This is a genomic window from Planctomycetaceae bacterium (genome assembly GCA_041398825.1).
Classification (GTDB): domain Bacteria; phylum Planctomycetota; class Planctomycetia; order Planctomycetales; family Planctomycetaceae; genus F1-80-MAGs062.
The window spans coordinates 72,797-89,128 of the sequence record JAWKTX010000011.1 but is presented as its reverse complement, the minus strand read 5'-3'; the positions used below and the strand labels follow the sequence as shown (position 1 = coordinate 89,128).

23 protein-coding genes are annotated in these 16,332 nt (G+C 54.4%); 3 read left to right on the top strand and 20 right to left on the bottom strand.

All coding sequences use genetic code 11. The features are described 5' to 3' along the window. Window positions 1-358: 358 nt before the first annotated feature. From R3C20_19245 to R3C20_19195, 11 genes are all read right to left on the bottom strand, one after another. A complete protein-coding gene (locus tag R3C20_19245) occupies window positions 359-739 on the bottom strand; it encodes a VOC family protein (protein ID MEZ6042638.1) in 381 nt (126 codons plus the stop codon). After that, entirely contained in the window at window positions 736-1,413 is a 678-nt protein-coding gene (locus R3C20_19240) for a DUF4291 domain-containing protein (protein ID MEZ6042637.1), read from the bottom strand. The genes R3C20_19245 and R3C20_19240 overlap by 4 nt, the downstream gene beginning before the upstream one ends. After that, complete coding sequence (gene pth2, locus R3C20_19235) at window positions 1,413-1,808, bottom strand: aminoacyl-tRNA hydrolase (protein ID MEZ6042636.1); 396 nt, start codon at window positions 1,806-1,808, stop codon at window positions 1,413-1,415. Before pth2 ends, R3C20_19240 begins: the two co-directional genes overlap by 1 nt. Further along, a complete protein-coding gene (locus tag R3C20_19230) occupies window positions 1,805-2,209 on the bottom strand; it encodes a hypothetical protein (GenBank protein ID MEZ6042635.1) in 405 nt (134 codons plus the stop codon). Before R3C20_19230 ends, pth2 begins: the two co-directional genes overlap by 4 nt. After that, entirely contained in the window at window positions 2,206-3,366 is a 1,161-nt protein-coding gene (locus R3C20_19225; protein ID MEZ6042634.1) for an AAA family ATPase, read from the bottom strand. The genes R3C20_19230 and R3C20_19225 overlap by 4 nt, the downstream gene beginning before the upstream one ends. 149 nt (window positions 3,367-3,515) lie before the next feature. Next, entirely contained in the window at window positions 3,516-3,980 is a 465-nt protein-coding gene (gene tnpA, locus R3C20_19220) for an IS200/IS605 family transposase (GenBank protein ID MEZ6042633.1), read from the bottom strand. Between the two features lie 155 nt (window positions 3,981-4,135). Beyond that, complete coding sequence (locus tag R3C20_19215; GenBank protein MEZ6042632.1) at window positions 4,136-4,876, bottom strand: RNA ligase family protein; 741 nt, start codon at window positions 4,874-4,876, stop codon at window positions 4,136-4,138. A gap of 158 nt (window positions 4,877-5,034) precedes the next feature. Then, window positions 5,035-5,268, bottom strand: a complete 234-nt coding sequence (locus R3C20_19210) for a hypothetical protein (GenBank protein ID MEZ6042631.1) — start codon at window positions 5,266-5,268, stop codon at window positions 5,035-5,037. A 137-nt stretch (window positions 5,269-5,405) separates the two neighbouring features. Continuing rightward, a complete protein-coding gene (locus R3C20_19205; protein ID MEZ6042630.1) occupies window positions 5,406-5,660 on the bottom strand; it encodes a tRNA(His) guanylyltransferase Thg1 family protein in 255 nt (84 codons plus the stop codon). Then, window positions 5,660-6,175 (bottom strand): hypothetical protein, encoded by a 516-nt coding sequence (locus tag R3C20_19200; protein ID MEZ6042629.1) that lies wholly within the window; start codon window positions 6,173-6,175, stop codon window positions 5,660-5,662. The genes R3C20_19205 and R3C20_19200 overlap by 1 nt, the downstream gene beginning before the upstream one ends. Before the next feature lie 128 nt (window positions 6,176-6,303). Then, window positions 6,304-6,471 (bottom strand): SEC-C metal-binding domain-containing protein, encoded by a 168-nt coding sequence (locus R3C20_19195; GenBank protein ID MEZ6042628.1) that lies wholly within the window; start codon window positions 6,469-6,471, stop codon window positions 6,304-6,306. Window positions 6,472-6,660: 189 nt separating this feature from the next. Here R3C20_19195 and R3C20_19190 point away from each other — a divergent pair, with 189 nt between their 5' ends. Beyond that, window positions 6,661-7,338: a hypothetical protein gene (locus R3C20_19190; protein ID MEZ6042627.1), complete on the top strand. Its 678-nt coding sequence runs from the start codon at window positions 6,661-6,663 to the stop codon at window positions 7,336-7,338. Between the two features lie 29 nt (window positions 7,339-7,367). Beyond that, window positions 7,368-7,751, top strand: coding sequence for a hypothetical protein (locus R3C20_19185; protein MEZ6042626.1), 384 nt, complete (start codon window positions 7,368-7,370; stop codon window positions 7,749-7,751). Between the two features lie 3 nt (window positions 7,752-7,754). On the opposite strand, the gene R3C20_19180 is transcribed toward R3C20_19185, so the two are convergent. Genes R3C20_19180 through R3C20_19155 form a run of 6 tightly spaced genes read right to left on the bottom strand, consistent with a single transcriptional unit; the run spans window position 7,755 to window position 10,299 of the window. Beyond that, the gene (locus R3C20_19180; protein ID MEZ6042625.1) at window positions 7,755-8,324 is read right to left on the bottom strand and encodes a 3'-5' exonuclease; all 570 of its coding nucleotides are present in this window, start codon (window positions 8,322-8,324) and stop codon (window positions 7,755-7,757) included. A 35-nt stretch (window positions 8,325-8,359) separates the two neighbouring features. Next, window positions 8,360-8,809, bottom strand: a complete 450-nt coding sequence (locus R3C20_19175; GenBank protein MEZ6042624.1) for a GNAT family N-acetyltransferase — start codon at window positions 8,807-8,809, stop codon at window positions 8,360-8,362. Next, on the bottom strand, window positions 8,806-9,360 hold the full coding sequence (locus R3C20_19170; protein ID MEZ6042623.1) for a DUF1572 family protein: 555 nt from the start codon (window positions 9,358-9,360) through the stop codon (window positions 8,806-8,808). Before R3C20_19170 ends, R3C20_19175 begins: the two co-directional genes overlap by 4 nt. Then, window positions 9,357-9,896, bottom strand: a complete 540-nt coding sequence (locus R3C20_19165; protein MEZ6042622.1) for a transglutaminase family protein — start codon at window positions 9,894-9,896, stop codon at window positions 9,357-9,359. Before R3C20_19165 ends, R3C20_19170 begins: the two co-directional genes overlap by 4 nt. After that, complete coding sequence (locus R3C20_19160) at window positions 9,829-10,020, bottom strand: hypothetical protein (protein MEZ6042621.1); 192 nt, start codon at window positions 10,018-10,020, stop codon at window positions 9,829-9,831. The genes R3C20_19165 and R3C20_19160 overlap by 68 nt, the downstream gene beginning before the upstream one ends. A gap of 3 nt (window positions 10,021-10,023) precedes the next feature. Further along, window positions 10,024-10,299, bottom strand: coding sequence for a Rid family hydrolase (locus R3C20_19155; GenBank protein MEZ6042620.1), 276 nt, complete (start codon window positions 10,297-10,299; stop codon window positions 10,024-10,026). Window positions 10,300-10,372: 73 nt separating this feature from the next. Here R3C20_19155 and R3C20_19150 point away from each other — a divergent pair, with 73 nt between their 5' ends. Then, window positions 10,373-10,858 carry a TspO/MBR family protein gene (locus R3C20_19150; GenBank protein MEZ6042619.1) on the top strand — a complete coding sequence of 162 codons (486 nt, stop codon included), beginning with the start codon at window positions 10,373-10,375 and terminating at the stop codon, window positions 10,856-10,858. A gap of 195 nt (window positions 10,859-11,053) precedes the next feature. Here the strand turns inward: R3C20_19150 and R3C20_19145 are convergent, their stop codons facing one another. From R3C20_19145 to R3C20_19135, 3 genes are all read right to left on the bottom strand, one after another. Further along, window positions 11,054-12,208 (bottom strand): alpha/beta hydrolase-fold protein, encoded by a 1,155-nt coding sequence (locus tag R3C20_19145; GenBank protein ID MEZ6042618.1) that lies wholly within the window; start codon window positions 12,206-12,208, stop codon window positions 11,054-11,056. Window positions 12,209-12,275: 67 nt separating this feature from the next. After that, window positions 12,276-13,514 (bottom strand): hypothetical protein, encoded by a 1,239-nt coding sequence (locus R3C20_19140; GenBank protein ID MEZ6042617.1) that lies wholly within the window; start codon window positions 13,512-13,514, stop codon window positions 12,276-12,278. Then, a complete protein-coding gene (locus R3C20_19135) occupies window positions 13,498-16,308 on the bottom strand; it encodes a sulfatase-like hydrolase/transferase (protein ID MEZ6042616.1) in 2,811 nt (936 codons plus the stop codon). The genes R3C20_19140 and R3C20_19135 overlap by 17 nt, the downstream gene beginning before the upstream one ends. Window positions 16,309-16,332: the final 24 nt, after the last annotated feature.

Sequence of the window (16,332 nt, the reverse complement as noted above, 5' to 3'; positions counted from 1 at the left end):
ATTGAAATTGCGAATAGCTTGAAGTTGTCAACAAGTCCCGGCCTCGTGGGGCGGTCGCGTCGTCCTTCAATTTCCCTGACAGCAGTCGTGTGAGAGACATTAAAGACCGGGGTGTCAGAGTGTGGTACGACCTTTGACACGCACCGTCGGTTGGCCTCGCGGTCCGGGTGATTAGCAAAGGTTGGTCCAATTGCTGGTTACGGATCGTTTTCTGAGCTCGGCAAGGATGCAGGCTGGCAAGGTCATCAGGATTATTGGGTAACCATGTGAATGACGAAGAGTGGTTGCGCTTAGGCAATTCCGAAGAGATTTGCTACCGGACGGGAATCAGCAATCTCGTGAGTTCTGCGACAAGACATCACTCGGCGTTCGCATCGAGAAGGTTGGCACATTGCACCACCTCCACCGACCGACCATCGGGATCTTTGACCACGGCCCGCAGACCCCACTTCGTTTGCTTCAGATCACTTACAAATTCGACTCCCTGATCTCGCAGTGTGGCAACGAGTGATTCCACGTGGCCGACACTGAATCCAAGGCGAGTTGTGCTGTCCACCTCATCGGGACACTGAGCCGGATAAATTTCCAGGACCAGACCATTAAATTCCGCAGCCCAGTGAATCGGGCCTTTTCCGTGCTGCTCTTCCTGAAAGCGAAGACCGAGCATTTCGTAGAAGCTCACTGTGCGGGCCGGGGCGTTTGCGCGAATGACGAGCAGGTTAAGTCGGGGTGATGTCATTCCCGTCCTCCTGACGTGTTGGACCATTCATCCAGTCCGATATTGGCTGCGGCAACGGAACTTCCCGGGGCATAGACTTTCTCCAGGGGAGTCAACAGGGTTCCCGATTTTTCATGACCGACGAATTCACGCTGATGAGTCACGAATTCGCTCATGTCGATGATCTCAACGATTTCGCTCTTGCCGAAGGATTCCAGCGTCTTTCCTCGAAGGCCAAGTTGAACTGCTCTGCGTTCACACTTGCCACCACCGGGAGTATGGTCTGGGTCCCACTGAAGCCTTACGTCGGATCGTGCAACGGCTGCTTTCCACGCTTCATGGCTCTCAAACAACTCAGGAACGAATGACGATGGGACGGCCTGTTCCAAAAGCGAATCGAAGAAGGGTCGCCGTAGTCGGATTGCCAGAATGACTTCCTGTCCCTGAGATCGCCCCCAATTACTGCGGTACATCATCCACAGGAAATTGGGCTTAATCCAGCTCATTCGGCTGTAACTGAACTCGCCGCCGAAGTAGCCGTTCTTGACTGCGAAGATCCCGATCTCCGGTCGATACGCCTGATAGACGATGATCGTATTATCATCGTACTGAGCGAGAATATGGCGACCGGCTTCGGGCCATCGACGTATCTGGTCGGCATAAAGGCTGGTTTCCAGGTTCATTAATCGTTCCATTACAACAACTGCAGATGCCCCGTGATTTCGTCGATCTTCTCAGCGTCGTCCGGGCCAATGGCGAGACATGTTCGAGTCGGCACGCCGTGAAACTCCGTCTTGCCGCTATCGGTAATCAAGTGAACCTCAAGGCCAGCGGCGATGGCTTCGTCGTGAATCTTCATCAATTCGTCTTCGCTGTCCACACGACAGCAGACTTTGGCGAAGGCTCCAGTCAGCCAGGCACGCTCAACGTCGGAGAAGTCATTGAGCGACACTGAAGCCCCTTCCCGTAAACGATGGCAGATAAATGACATCGAGGCGTGCGCACCTTGAGCGATTTGCTTGCCACGACGCATCTTCAAATCGTGTCTCATGCAGATCACTTGCTTGATCTTCGTCGTTACTTCAATCATCTGAAATTGCCGTTATCAGGTTCAATGAGTTGATTCCGAAATCGCTCTGTTGCCTCTGGTGCGTCCAGTTCCCAGGACTGTGCATCCCACAGCAGTGTTCGGGCCTGTCTTGAGTCAAGATGCTTCAGTCCTCTAACGGCCCAGTACCGCAACTGCCAACTCTCGCTGCGAAGCTGTCCAGCGAGGAAGTCAAATGCTCTTTCAGATTTGGCTGCACCGATCAGTTCCAGCAGCCAGCAGCGAAGGCCAAGACCCAGCTCCGACTGGAACGCTTCGATGAGTTCTTGAACGTACTGTGGTGCTTCTGGCAGCAGGAAGTGAAAACCATCTTCCTGAATCTGTGGATTCTGGCTCCGCATCATTTCCATACATTTGTTGAAACCCGGAAATCTGGCTTTCATTCGCTCTCACTTGTTCTGGGTTCCAGCAACAGACTGTGACACTCGATCCATGTCGGCGGCTCGCACTTCTCGGCCAGCCTGCGGATCACCTGCTCAGGAACCGACTTGCTCCGAGCTTTGTTTTGCCGCAACAGCGTATCGAGCGGAGGTTCGAGGTAGACGATCTCGATACGGGCGTTGTAGTCGGCAAACAGGTCGAGCCACCTGCCACGAGTCTGTCGCATCGTGTTGGTGGCATTGAAGGCGAACGACGTTCCTGATCGTAGAAACTCCCGACAGCGTTCCCGGGCCTCCTGAGCTACTCGCCCCTGATTGTCGGTCGGATCAACGTCAAGTTCACCTCGGATGTCATCCAACGAAACAACCGGAATGCCAGCACGGTTCTTGGCGAGCCATGTGTCCTTGCCGCTGCCGGGGAGACCAGCCATGAGTGTCACGGTGCAGGCGAAGTCTTCGTGGGGAACGTAGTGCAGATTTGGTACCTGCTGCCGGAAGAACGTGAAGCGGGCATGGTCGGTGGCAAACGGATATGGTTGGTCGTAGCAGCCAACTTCTTCCGCCATGAGCTTCCAGAAGTGCAGGTTCTCCTCGGGGCGACTCATCGAGTCCGTGTCTCGGCCACGAGTGTCCGCCAGAGCAAACAGATACAGCAGACGGTTGTTGACAAGCCACGAGAGTCTCACGACTTCGTGGGTTGGTTCATCACGTTCCAGCAGGAATGCCGGGCGACCGTGGTAACGAACGAGCCGAGCAATTTCTTCACGAGTCTTGAGGTCACAACCGAGATCACGCAAAACGTTGCGAGCAACATGTTCGCCTTTGACAGCGTGCTTGGGAGAGCGGACTCGGCCCGTCTCAGGATCAACTTCAGTCGTCAGCGGCTTGGCAACATCATGGAACAGAGCGGTGAACACCAAAAGGATGAAATCAGAAGGCTGAAGGATGAAGGTGGGATCGCTGTAAGGACCAGCCTTTCCGCCTTCATCCCTCATCCTTCTGACTTCCACAAGGACCATCTTCGTATGGGTCCAGACATCGCCCTCGGAATGCCATTCGGCATCCTGTGCGCAGTCCGCCATCGCCTGACACCACGGTTGGGTTTCGGCCCATGCCGTGATGTCCTCCATCGAAGACTGTTTGAGTTGCTCCCAGTTCATGATTCGATGTCCAGTTGTGATCGGTCCGCCGATTGGCGGTTCAGATGTCTTCAGTGGCGAAGCTGCGTCAGCATGTAGCCGTTGGCGTCAGCCAATGGGTTGAGTGCGATGGCATTTTTTTGTAAAGCCGCGATGCGGCGACACCTCGTTCACCCAGTATGTTCCCCCTCGAACAGAAAACGCTCTTCGAATTCAACGCCATGCCGTTTGAGGAATTCGACATATTCATCACGAAACGTGCGGGTTCGGTGATGTTCTTCCTGTTTTCGGATGTATTGCTGAACAGACTCGATGTTGGAATAGCTGACGGTAAATGCGCCGTATCCCTTCTGCCATTCGAACCGTCCAATTGCTAGTTGCTCGTCGTTAATCCACTTGGCCGAGTTGGCTTTGATCTCGCGGAGAACATCGGACACAGCCTTGGCGGGAGTCAGATTCGTCAGCAGATGGACGTGGTCAGACACGCCACCGATTTCGATCAGGTGCCCATTCTGCGTGCGGACGATTCCGCCGATGTATTCGTAGAGACGCTCCTGAAAATCGGTGCTGATGGAACGGTGTCGGAATCGCGTTCCGAAAACCAGGTGATACGTAAGACGATGAAATGTGCCCATCAGATTGCTCCTGCTGTCGCCGCTTCGCGGCTGTGTTCCTGTCCGGTGTTTATTTTCCCATGAGCTTACGCTCACGGCTACATGCGGTCGCGGCTTCGCCGCTGAATACAAAATCGACGACATGCTGACATGCTGACGCACGCATCCGGATGAATTCATCCCCAAATATCCACATCATCTGCCAGCAGGTTGGGCACCATCTGCTGGTGCTGCCAGTGTGTGCTCTGCTTGATCTTCTCAACAAATTCGGGACGTACAAACTTGGCTCGTCCCGTAACAACGCCGTCCGCCTCCGTGCGCAGGTACAGACCTTCCATGAGATTATCGGGCCGCTTCGTGATTGGGTTCTCGAAATGGCTGTCGAACTCTGATGGCCCGATCAATTCTTCAAGGTCATCTCGATCCAGCGTGCCCGTATGAACCACCGGCACCGTCTGGATTCCCGTCCCTTCAAGCAGCGACAACCGACGTTCCAGATCGAGGAAGGCTTCCTGCTCCTTGTCGTAGATGTCGAACTCGAAGAAGTAGTGCGTCAGCTTGCGGTAATGGATCGAGTGCCGGGCGTAGACCCATTCTCCAAACAGGATGAAGCGGCTCTGCAACTGTTCCTCCAGCACATGCCGCTTCACTGCTGCCCACTGTTTGAACAGGTCGTACTGCGGGTGCATCCCCTCGGTGATGAGATGGCCCCGGCATTGCAGGACCATCTCACCGGATTCCGAGAAGTGGATGCCGACGTTCGTGCCGTCGATCTTCTCCTCGACGATCAGCGACTCGTCGGCAATAAACGCCTTTGACTCCGCTTCGCCGAGATGCTTGTCGTCGTCCGTCCCCTTCGACCCAAACAGATGGGGCGTGCGGGGATACTTGGTGAAATCACCGTGGGAAGTACCCATCGTCATGGCTCCTTTCTGTTCCGATTGAAGTGTGGCATGTCGAATGACATCGAGCACAAGATTCGGGTTGCATCCATAGATTCCTGATCCCCATGCTGCGTTGGCTTCGACGACAGCCCAACCGAGTCCGGCAATCTGACCTTCCTTTGTTATCGGATTCACTGAAGGTTTATCGTACTCTTCCCAGTACAAATCCGACGCTTCTGCCAGTTCGGAGATCGTTGATTGATCCCATATTGGAACAGCAACTCGTTCTTCTGACTCACGGACAGGCCGAGCAGCCGCTTCGTGGCCTGCTGCTCGCTTTGGCCATCCTTGCGGAGCGTCCAGTAGCACCATGCGCTCAAGCGTTGCAGAGCGGCATCCTCGTTACGCCAGCGGAAGTAGTCCACAAGCCAGTTCCGTCGAGGGCAACTGGGAGATTCGGCAATCGAAACACGCCGGTTTCCCGAGACGGAGGAAAACTGAGCACTGGCTTCACCAGCCAGTGTCGAGTTGTATTTCCCGCAGCTTGCGGCCGAAGAGTTGTTCAGCCGGATCGAACAACAGCGAAATCCTCGTCACTTTCCGTATAGGCGTACAGCGCGGAAACCGCAGTCATCAGCGACTCCGTGGTGGACACCATCAGGTCACGGAAGCGCAGGTCGAACGGAGCTTCAAACTGGCACAAATCTTTGGTCAGCCGGGTGAAACTGCGACCATCGAGACGGCGACCATAAAGCATGCTGGGCAGCACGCACAGATCGGCAGCAGTCTCGAGCCCGCATCTTCTTGTCGAGATCATCAAACTTCATCGTTCCACTCCTCGACGACGAATCCGTCTTCCGTCAGTCGGACGTATTTCAGGGTGTTGAACCCTTCTTCTGATGTTGGCAGTTCCAGTTTCCTGGCCGTGGATAAGACGCCGACATCCGGCACCTGATCCGTTCGCTGCTGATTCGGAGCGAGGCACTCTTCGGCTTTGGACCGGAAGTAGTATCCGACCACCGAATAATTGGCGGACTTCGCAGAGCGCGATATATTTCCATCGCTCTTCCCGAGTCGGAGTTTGTATTGTCGATGACGAACGGCTGCTACGAGTCTCCAGACACATCGTGAGTAGTCGTCGTTCCTCGATTCCGAGTTCGCAACAGATCGAGGCTGATCCGCACGTGCGTGGAGAAGAACCGTTCCTTGTAGAAGGACGATTTCCCGATGCTTGCAGCCCGACGAACGACCGCTTCCATGACTCACCTTGTTGATCAGTCCAAACACAAAAGCCCGCTCGGTTTCGTTGAACTGAGTAGGCTTTCGTTTCATTGCAGACTGCGTTAAGCCCAGTTCTTTAGCGAGCGACCATCGAGAGCGAATTCTCATCGAGTGAAGCGCCTACCGGTGAAGGGCGTTACCCTTCTCAGTCCCTAAAGTAGTGATCCCGGTTCACGCCATCAAAAGCAGCCTTTCGAGAGACAGCATTTCTTGAAGCGATTGCCGGAACCGCAGGGGCAGAGATCATTCCTGCCGAGCTTTTCCTCCAGCAGCTTGCCGCCGTTGACGACTTGCACTCCACGCTTGACCTGCGTTTCGGACGGATAGCCTCGGCGTCGCCTGCTCATCGTCTCAAAAAAAATGGCTGTTCGTCGAATTGTTCGTGGTTCGTATGTCGCATGGTACACCTCCAACTGGGTAAGAGTTGCCGCCTCGGACACCGGCTGTCTGGAATGGTTCGCTGAAAACGAGTTGAAGATTGAACTCTGTCTCGATTGCGGTGTCGCTATGTCGTACGACCCAAACAGGAGGATACCATGACCGAAGAAATTCACGCACCGCGTGTGATTGCTGAGTCCGTTTATCACCGTGTCTTCCGAACGGACTTCAGTGAGCCGGGATTTGCTTTGATTAACCTTGGTCCGGCCTACGGTTCCGAATCTCAGCGGCGGCTGATGATTGGTTTGAAGAATGAGTTTGACCGACTTGAACGCAGGCACCGAGGCCATGAACTTGTTTATCAGTCGCTCACCAGATTTGATCAGCAGGTGACAACGAAGCCTCACCGTGACGGCGGCCCTGATGAGTCCATCCTGATGTTGGGCTATGAACCTTCACGAATTGAAAGTCACGTGGAGTTATCGGATTACTCAAAGTGCGCATACGATCTCGGTTTGACTCCGGCTGAGTTTCTGGACCAGTTCAATCCCATGTTCCCGGACGGGCAGAATCGGCTTTCCAATTACACTACGTATATTGACGCCTTTGACAACACGTCGTTTCAGATTCTGATCATCAACAACAGTCTGAAGCAGATTGGTGATGGAATCATTGGTCTGCTTCACACCGCACGAATCATCAATCCGAATCGTGAGTTTTCACGAATCATCAACTCAACAATGATCGCATCTGTCGTACAGGGCAACGGTGAAGATGTTTCTGTGGACCAGCAGAGCGATTTTGTGACGACTGCCGTTGTTCGCAAGCCTGTTTAAGGCTGAGTATTCACCGATAGAATTGCTGCATGTTATTAGTTCGCCTTTTCAAAATCGTCTGGGCATTGCCCTACACTGTCCTTGGCCTGATGATCGGGGCGGTGGGGCTGTGTACCGGTGGTAAAGTGCTTCGGAGGTTGCCACTGGAATTCTGCAATGGTGGCGTTTGCTGGATTCTGTCCCATCTCTTCAGCGATTATGTCATGGCGATGGCGTTGGGCCACGTGATCCTCGGTCGAACAGAATCGGCACTTGAACTCTGCAGGAGGCATGAACTTGTTCACGTTCGGCAATACGAACGCTGGGGACCATTCCTGTTGCCAGCTTACTATGTGTGCTACCTGTATCTGCGACTCAGGGGAAAAGACGGATACCGTGAGAATCCCTTCGAGAAGGAAGCGTGCGGCGAGTAGTATTCAGCAGCCAGTGTTTCCGCCCCTCATTGACTTGAGCAGCCGACACAGGATTTCAGCGATGTTCCACGCATCGTCGTCTCCTCGGTGGTGTGTTCCTTCCATCGTGAGACCCAGATGCTTGTACGCTCCGTCGAGGCCCATTTCGTGCTCGGTCCCAACGGCAGCAGCGAACAGCGACTTGACGTTCAGATGGCTCGGGCCGAACGGATAGCCAACGTTCTGATCCTGACAGACTCGCTCAAACTGCCGACGGTCATAGTCGCCCCAGCTTGCCCACAGACGATCTTTGGCAGAGTACTCTTTCTTCAGTATCCGCACCGCATCGGTCAGACTTCCCGCTTTGGAAAACATGTCGGACGTGAGCGTCGTCAGTTCCGTGCAGAACTGGCTGATCTCAGACTTGACGGGCTTAATGAGAATGCTGCGTTTTTCCAGTCGTGTCAGCGTCTTCAGATCGACGGGGCACAGTCCAATCTCAATGATTTCGCTGGATTGGTCGGCCGGTGGTTCGCCTTCCCAGCAAGTTGATTCCAGATCAACCACAAGAATCACGTCCAGTGATCGTGCCATGTTAAATTTCTCCCGATGAAGAACCTACTTCGGCGTCAGATTCCAGAATCCCTCGGAAGTTCCCATTCCCAGACGGAACCATCTTCCGGATGATCGACCGTGCGAGTCATGACGAAGCCGAGCTTTTTCAGAATGCTTGTCGATGCGTTCTCCTCGGGAAGTGTCTGAGCGAACACCGTCAGCGTGTCGTCGTTAGCCTGAGCGATCTTCACGAGTTCTCGGGCGAGGGCAGTCGCAACACCTTTGCCTTCGTGTCCGGGTGCTGCGGCGTAAGCAATCTCAACTCGTCCATCAGTCGGTGGTCCTTTGAACCCACAAACACCAACCGGAACATCATCATCGACGCCGATAAATCCAAGCCATGGCGGCACGAATCCGACACGTTGATAGTGCGCCACCGTGGCCTCAATGACGGCTTGAAGGAAATCATCTGCAATCATGCCTTTCGGCAGGTTCCCAGTCTCGCCGATCTCGATTAGCTTCATGTGTTTTCCGTCCCCTTCTTCCAGAGAGACTTGTTGAATTCCTTCGACGAGCCACGGGGAATTGTGATCGTCTCCCAGTGATCGCCTGCCAGAATGCGAGCCAACAACATGATTTGACCGACGTGGTAGGCACAATGAGCGAGTGACCGGTGAATCGCCAGCGGAACTGTGTGCGGCTCGCCCCGAATGGTCACGGTCTTCGATAAGTCGTCCGGCTGAAGTGATTCCAGCGTCTTGAACAAACAGGCCCAGCCTTCTTCCCAGTGTTTCAACACATCCTGACGACTGGTGAACGTATCCACGAACTCGTCGTCTCGATTGCGCCACGGCTTCTCGCCGTCTGTAGTCAGGAAGTCAGTCCAGCGGGATTTCAGATTTCCGGCGACGTGCTTCATGATGACGGCAATGCTGTTTGTGTTGTCATCAAGAGCGACGTGCAGATTGTCGTCGGGCAATTGGGCAATGGCTTTGTCAGCCCAGCCCATGTTGGCTCGAAAGGAAGTGATGGCACTTGTGATGACTTCGGCACCAATGTTTGAGGAATCGGTCATGTCGCAGTCTCACAACTGAGGAGCATTGGGGGAATCGGCGGTTGTTCTCGAAGTTGCTTCATCTGGTCAATTGTCAGATCAGGAAGGCATTCGGCAAGACTCTTTACGTCGCAGTGACGTTGCATCGCTTCAACAATGGGAGGCAACGGCTCAGCCCAGACTTCCGGAAAATCAAATTCGCCGAGAGTTGATGTCGAAAATGCCAGTTGTTCCAAGGGCGGAGTAAACTGAGCGGTGACGCCCGGCTTATTGCCTCGTGCATCGATGCGATACCAGCCGTGGCCGTTCAAATAGACGGCATTCAGCCCATGCAGGCAATACGGAGGGTGGTCTCCTTCAACAGTGAGTCGCTGGTAACAGAAACCTGCAGGAATGCCGTTGGCTCTCAGCAGTGCGGCCAGCAGGTGACTTTTTGCGTAGCAGTAGCCGGTGCGTTTTGCCAGCACGTCAGACGCACGACAAGTTAGTTCAGCCCGTTGAAAGTCCAGACTGTGTTCGATGTGATCTCGAACCCACTCGAAGCAGCGGCGCGACAACTGAATCCTCCGTTTGCGCGTCCCTGATCTCGGCTGCCAATGTACGAACATCGGGAGCGGCGTAGTCAATGACATCGGTGGCAGCCAGGTATTCTTTCGGTATTCCATCACGCGCGGCATTCATGTATCACTCCACAGATCCTCGACTGACAACAGCATTGACTTCAATCTCGCCCGGATATTGTGGACCAATTTGCCTGCTGACTTCGAACATCGTAGCTGCCCGTCGGATGTTAGCGAATACATCACCATGGGCTTTGTCGATTTCTTCCCATCCGCTGACGTCGGTGACGAACATACAAGTGCGAGTCACGTCTGAGAGCGATGCACGAATGTCAGCCAACGCAGCAACGATCTTTTCGAGAATGAACTTTGCCTGTCTGTAAGCATCGCCGGGAAAAATGGCCTGACGGCTGTCGCGTCAGTAACACGGTCAGTCGGCTTATCATCCCACAGTTCGGATTCGGAGTTCACTGATGAAGCAGCGGACACGCTGGATTGGTTTGGTTCTGTTTGTTCTGGTCTGCGTGGGAGCGGGTGGGCTTGGGGCCGCCGCTACCACGCCTCAGATTGATGGCTGGTATCGGACAGTCGTCAAACCAGAATGGAATCCACCAGACTGGGTGTTTGGTCCGGTCTGGACGACACTGTTTGTTCTCATGGGGATCTCCGCATGGATCGTCTGGAAACCGGCAGGATTCAGGGCAGCCGTCACTCCCTTATCACTGTTTGCCGTCCAGTTGGCCCTAAACGTTGGGTGGTCGTGGATCTTCTTCGGAATGCACCAGATAGGCTGGGCTGTTGTTGAAATTGTCGTCCTCTGGCTCGCGATTCTGGCCACGACCGTGGCATTCTTCGCGCGATCGAAGTCTGCCGGCTGGCTCATGGTGCCGTACCTTAGCTGGGTCACATTCGCCAGCATATTGAACTTCAGCATCTGGCAACTGAACTCCGGCGGATGAACACTCCGCCCGGCGCGTCGCTGACGATCACCGGGCTGACGATCACCGGGTGGCTCATTCGCGTCGTGCGAAGTTCATCACGTCGCTGAAAAACATTACTTGGGTGAATCGTTCTGCATCAACTCATGGAGACCCGGTTCAAGTCGGCCACCGTGAATTTGAATCCCGGTCATTGGAACGAATGACTTCGTCCCGCTACTTCCCGACTACTTTAATAAGAAATTCAGGAAGATACTCACGCCAGAGTTTCCATTCGTGGCCGCCGCTTGTGAGGTGGAAGTCAAACTGAACGTGATTCTCCCGAATTTGTTCAATGAAGGACTGGTTGCGCTGCAGAAGAAAGTCTTTGTCCCCGATGGGGATCCACAAGTGCTGTAGTTGGTTCGCGGCAGGTGATGGACCGGCGAGAGCGGGATATTTGATAATCAGATCGTCGTTGCTGAGCTGAGGGACGGCCGCACTGAATGCCCCAATGGCGGAGAATTTTTCGATATTCTTCAACCCGGTATCAAGCGCGTGACCTCCTCCCATCGACAGTCCCACGATGCTTCGCCCCTCCCTGTCATTGCGTACAGAATACCGTGATTCCAGAAAGGGAAGAAGGTCTTTCATGATGTCCTGTTCGTACACATCATTGTTGGATGCGAAATAGTCATCCGGCCGTTGTTCAACGGGCACCGGGACGGGGTGCCCATATGGCATCGCGATGATACAAGGGCCGATCTTTCCCTGAGCAATGAGGTTATCGGCGATGAAGTTCGCGCGGCCGACTTCGGTCCACGCTGTTTCATCATCACCAAATCCGTGGAGCAACAGAACCAGAGGGTATTTGGTTTCCTGTACGGCGTGGTAATCCGGCGGCGTGTAGACCATCACCGGACGCTGGGTCCCGACGGTGCTGGATGGGTAGAAGCAACGTTGAATGGATCCGTGTGGAACCGACTGCATTTCGGTCAGCAGTGCTGGTTTGCCCGGAATTTCCACCATGCTCGCCATCGTTAGCCACTTCTTGACGTTGCGGTTCGAGGGATCGATCATCATTGTTCCATCCACCTGGAACGTATAGTCGTGAATGCCCGCTGGCAGACTGGCAGATGTACCCTCCCAGATACGACCTTCATTCTGCGTCAGTTTCAGCCTCTGCCCCGCAATGTTGGCGACGACTTCCTTCGCGTTGGCTGCCTTCAGACGCACCGTGACTGTGTTGTCGTCGTTGACCTGCGGTGAACGCAGACTTTGAGCGATAGCTGTTTCAGTGGCAGAAGGCACCAACGTAATGACTCCGAAAAGAAGAGTGATGGTCGTGGAGAATCGAGTCCATGCGGGAATGAATGGTCTCTGGCAGTGCATGAAATGAGTCCTGTTTAAAGAGTACGCAATCGTTTTTCTGTGCCGGCAAGTTACGCAACCGATTCAGTTACTTGTCACTGACGTCGAGCTTTCCGAAATGCGTTTGCCACTCCTGTCGAGCGATCACCGATTCACCAATCCGACCCGACCGTTCGAGAGCTTCGGCAGCTTCAGAGAGACTGACCGAGGCAAGGTACCTGTCGGGGGTGTGCAATGACGAGGGCCACATGAGATGAATGGCCGCGTTATCGTAATCGTGCAGAATCATGAAAGAGCGTCCGAGCAGAAATTCGGGACCACTGCGAATGGAACGATCGAAATCTCTGACTCGGTCAGACATTCGCTGAGCATCAGAGGGTTTGAGGAGTGAAGCATCGATGATTCTTGTACGCCACATCTGTGCTTCTGCGAGCTGCTGAACGAATGGCTGTCCGTTCAGTCGCAGGGTCGTCAATGTCTGGGTTGCTGAATCTTTAAATTCGGGTTGATCCAGCAGCACAGACGCGGCGGTCAGCTGAATCAGCGGTGAAACAGCACTCAAATCCGTTCCCGTTGCGGGATATCGCTTGTCGGTTGGCATTCGGTGATCCCAGACCATCGGCAGCAAGCCAACGTGTCGAGTTTCAGGATCTGATTCCGCAATCTTTGCGATCCGAGGCGGGACTGCTTTCAATTGCCCCATTGCGAGCAGAGCTTCAGAGGATGCCGCAAGCAATTCCCGGCGTACCCATTCGCGATGCTCAACCAGAAATGCCTGGTCGAACGCCATTAGTGCTTCGTTCCACTGGCGTTTTTGCATGTGCAGCAGTCCCAGGTCGAAATCAGCGGACTTCTGAAACTGAAGTTCGATGACTTCCCGCAGGTGAATTCGCATCGGTTCACCTGAACCACGACGCAACTGAACGACATCGCCGCGAAGGTCTTCGATCACACCTGTCAGGCGAGTTTCCTTGCCCCCGATCGCTTCACGGATGATCACATGATCCGTTGTGACGAAAGGCAACAGTGACCGGTCACGCGTCTGCGCTTCAAGAGAATTACAAAGTAATGAAACAAGTGACAGACAGAGGCAGCACACAGAAATGCATCGCGTCAGCCACCCATGAGCGTTGCTGGACGCAACACAGGATCGCGTTCGATGCAATTCTGGTTCATTCTTCTCCGGTGCCCGGACGCTACCGGCCGAAAATTTCCGGGACGCCGGGACAACCAGGAAATCCGCGGCCGTTCGTTCATCCGAGACCGTCTCTACGGCCGAGGGCATTCCCAAAGTATCGGGTGACTGATAACTAGTTGGCTTTTGCACCAGCTTTGCCCTTTTTCCCCGCGCCTTTTCCTGCCTGTTTCTTTTTTGCGGTCGGCGATGGCGAATCGCCCTGCGGTAAATGCCCGGCATTCTGTGATGTTCCATCCACGGGCAGAGTTGCATTCCATTCGACTACCAGTGTTCGGAGACGCTGAGTAATCCGCGGGTGTGTTGAAGACACGTCTTTGGCTTCACCCGGATCGAGGTTCAGATTGAATAATTGCGGACTGCTGCCATCCAGGTTGCAGACCAGTTTCCATTCTTTGTCCCGTATTGCCAGATCGGGGCGATAGTTCTCCGGCTGCGAGGGACGATCTGGCGGCCGACGCCAGAACAGGGGATCGGTCCGTTGTGCAGTGGTTTTTCCCAGCACCGCAGCAAGCAGATTTTCACCGTCTGGTACATAGTTGGCGGGCACGGGTGCGTCCGTCAAAGTGATCAGGGAAGCAACAAGATCAACGCTGGAAATGATCGTGTGATCATTCGTTGAACCTGCCGCATTTGGTTCAACGAGTCCCGGCCCCCAGACGATGAGCGGGCTTCGGATGCCACCTTCCCAAAGCTCTCCCTTTGACCCCCGCAACGGACCTGCTGAACCAGCCCCCGGTTCCGGGCCGTTGTCGCTGGCAACCAGAATCAGCGTATTGTTTCGCAGCGTTTCATCACTTCGCACACGGTCAAGCAACTTCCCTAACTGTTCGTCCATCGTTTTCAGGACTCCGTGATACAGCGTCTGTTTGGTTGCGTCGCCGCGCCGTTCCTTTGGAGGAAAGAACGGGGAATGCACATCGTCAGGCCACACATTAATGAAGAGTGGCTTACCTGAGTTTGCAGGGTCGTCGATAAATTGAAGAGCCCGATCCACAAACCGGGCTGTGATGATCGATCGGTCTTCCCATTCGATGGGCCCGCGTCCCAGCCTATCACTTCCCAATGCATGCGGGACGGCCGGTTTGCCATCATAGGCGTCCTTCAGTGGCAGGACGCGCGGGCCAAGACCTTCGAAGTTTGTGAGCGAAGCATCGAAACCGTATTCGGTAATCAAAGGCGCCTCTCCCACATCACGCTGACCGCCGAGATGCCACTTGCCAAAGTGGCCGCAGGCATACCCATTCTTAGATAACATTCCCGGGAGTGTCGCTGCATTAACGTCGAGCCATTGTGCCATTCCACGGCGTTCGTTCATCTGGCGTTCAGCAAGATACGATGTAATTCTGTGGCGAGCGGGGTAGTTACCGGTCGTTAACGCCGTTCGAGAGGGAGAGCAAATCGGGCTGTTGACGTAGAAATTGGTAAATCGAATGCCTTCTCGAGCAAGTTGATCAATGTTCTCCGTTTGCACGGCGGTGCCACCGAAACAGGAAAGATCGGCCCACCCCATATCGTCGATGAAAATGGAGATGACATTTGGGTGGCGATCCTTCAGGGGCAGCATGTCCGGCATACCGAACACTGTTTGGGTATCCCCCTGCTCTTTCATCCATGTTGTCAGTCGAGCTCGCATCTCATTCAGTTCATTGGAAAACGATGCATCCGTTGCGAGGTTCTTCTGTTCGAGCGGATCGCTGGACAGATCAAAGAGTTCTTCCCGGGGGCGAATCTGATAGCGTTGTACGATGTCGGCAGCATTTGCATCTGTGGCCGCTTTCTCCACCCAGCTCGGCCAGTAACCTGTATCGCCGGGCTTCTTCGTTACATGCGAATTGAAGCGAAATTCGGGATGCAGGTTATGAATGTATTTCCATCGTTCAGTGCGGACACTGCGAATAGGAAAAACATTCATGTTTCCGTCACCGCTGTGCACTGTGAAAATGGCATCGCGGTGTGTCGTCGTCTTTCCTGTAAGCACCGGAAGAATTGATCTCCCGTCGATATCTCCGGGCACAGTTCCCGCAGCTGCATCGATCAGAGTTGGAAGGATGTCAATCCACGAGACCAAGGCTGAGGAGCGAGTGCCCTGAGCGACGTGCCCCGGCCACGAAACAATCAGGGGCGTGCGAATGCCATCTTCATACAGATTCCATTTTCCGAATGGCCATTGAGCACCATGATCGCTTGTGTGCAGAAAGAGCAGATGATCACCGAACTTGCTTCGGGCAAGGTCAAAGACCTGTCCCAGCTCCCTGTCCATGGTATGGACCGCCTGATAGTACCGAGCGCGCGCGTCGCGTGTCTTCCGGGTATCAACGTGCCGCGAGGGAATATCCAACGCGTCCGGGCTGTACTCATCGGAGTCAGGCCAGGGGACGTGCGGCCAGTTGGATCCAACGAACAGACAAAGCGGTTTCCTGCTCTGACGAGCGTCAAGCCACTTCAGCGCTTCTGCAACGCAGACGTCTTCGTGGTATCCAAAATGCTTTGCCAGATCGAAACCGTATTCCGGCGTTTGCCCGTAATGGCCCACCTTGCCGAAGGAAACAACTTCGTAGCCCAGGGCCTGAAGATAGGCCGGTAACTTCGTGAGGTCCTGACCCGGCCGAGCATGATTCGCCTCAGCTCCGTTTCTTGAGGGCATCAGCCCGGTCAGCAATGCCGCACGACTGGGAGCACAGGAAGGCGACGCCACAAATGCGCGATCAAACGTCATTCCCGCACCCGCCACGCGTTCCATATTGGGCGTCTTCAGGTCCGTGGAACCATACAGTGACGAATCCGTGACTGTGTGGTCGTCCGAGAGGAATACGACAATGTTAGGAGGCGACTGCGGCTGCTCCACCGCCTTCGCCTGACCTGTGATCATCAGCGGGAGACACACAAAAAGAACACGTCGAATGTTGCTGGTTTGAGGAATCATAAATCCAGAATTTTCCGGGACAGA

What these genes read in the sequence shown, in the direction of transcription:
- R3C20_19245 (MEZ6042638.1), bottom strand. Translation starts at nt 739, where the DNA reads ATGACATCACCCCGACTTAACCTGCTCGTCATTCGCGCAAACGCCCCG.
- R3C20_19240 (MEZ6042637.1), bottom strand. Translation starts at nt 1,413, where the DNA reads ATGGAACGATTAATGAACCTGGAAACCAGCCTTTATGCCGACCAGATA.
- pth2 (MEZ6042636.1), bottom strand. Translation starts at nt 1,808, where the DNA reads ATGATTGAAGTAACGACGAAGATCAAGCAAGTGATCTGCATGAGACAC.
- R3C20_19230 (MEZ6042635.1), bottom strand. Translation starts at nt 2,209, where the DNA reads ATGAAAGCCAGATTTCCGGGTTTCAACAAATGTATGGAAATGATGCGG.
- R3C20_19225 (MEZ6042634.1), bottom strand. Translation starts at nt 3,366, where the DNA reads ATGAACTGGGAGCAACTCAAACAGTCTTCGATGGAGGACATCACGGCA.
- tnpA (MEZ6042633.1), bottom strand. Translation starts at nt 3,980, where the DNA reads ATGGGCACATTTCATCGTCTTACGTATCACCTGGTTTTCGGAACGCGA.
- R3C20_19215 (MEZ6042632.1), bottom strand. Translation starts at nt 4,876, where the DNA reads ATGGGTACTTCCCACGGTGATTTCACCAAGTATCCCCGCACGCCCCAT.
- R3C20_19205 (MEZ6042630.1), bottom strand. Translation starts at nt 5,660, where the DNA reads ATGATCTCGACAAGAAGATGCGGGCTCGAGACTGCTGCCGATCTGTGC.
- R3C20_19200 (MEZ6042629.1), bottom strand. Translation starts at nt 6,175, where the DNA reads ATGAAACGAAAGCCTACTCAGTTCAACGAAACCGAGCGGGCTTTTGTG.
- R3C20_19195 (MEZ6042628.1), bottom strand. Translation starts at nt 6,471, where the DNA reads ATGAGCAGGCGACGCCGAGGCTATCCGTCCGAAACGCAGGTCAAGCGT.
- R3C20_19190 (MEZ6042627.1), top strand. Translation starts at nt 6,661, where the DNA reads ATGACCGAAGAAATTCACGCACCGCGTGTGATTGCTGAGTCCGTTTAT.
- R3C20_19185 (MEZ6042626.1), top strand. Translation starts at nt 7,368, where the DNA reads ATGTTATTAGTTCGCCTTTTCAAAATCGTCTGGGCATTGCCCTACACT.
- R3C20_19180 (MEZ6042625.1), bottom strand. Translation starts at nt 8,324, where the DNA reads ATGGCACGATCACTGGACGTGATTCTTGTGGTTGATCTGGAATCAACT.
- R3C20_19175 (MEZ6042624.1), bottom strand. Translation starts at nt 8,809, where the DNA reads ATGAAGCTAATCGAGATCGGCGAGACTGGGAACCTGCCGAAAGGCATG.
- R3C20_19170 (MEZ6042623.1), bottom strand. Translation starts at nt 9,360, where the DNA reads ATGACCGATTCCTCAAACATTGGTGCCGAAGTCATCACAAGTGCCATC.
- R3C20_19160 (MEZ6042621.1), bottom strand. Translation starts at nt 10,020, where the DNA reads ATGAATGCCGCGCGTGATGGAATACCGAAAGAATACCTGGCTGCCACC.
- R3C20_19150 (MEZ6042619.1), top strand. Translation starts at nt 10,373, where the DNA reads ATGAAGCAGCGGACACGCTGGATTGGTTTGGTTCTGTTTGTTCTGGTC.
- R3C20_19145 (MEZ6042618.1), bottom strand. Translation starts at nt 12,208, where the DNA reads ATGCACTGCCAGAGACCATTCATTCCCGCATGGACTCGATTCTCCACG.
- R3C20_19135 (MEZ6042616.1), bottom strand. Translation starts at nt 16,308, where the DNA reads ATGATTCCTCAAACCAGCAACATTCGACGTGTTCTTTTTGTGTGTCTC.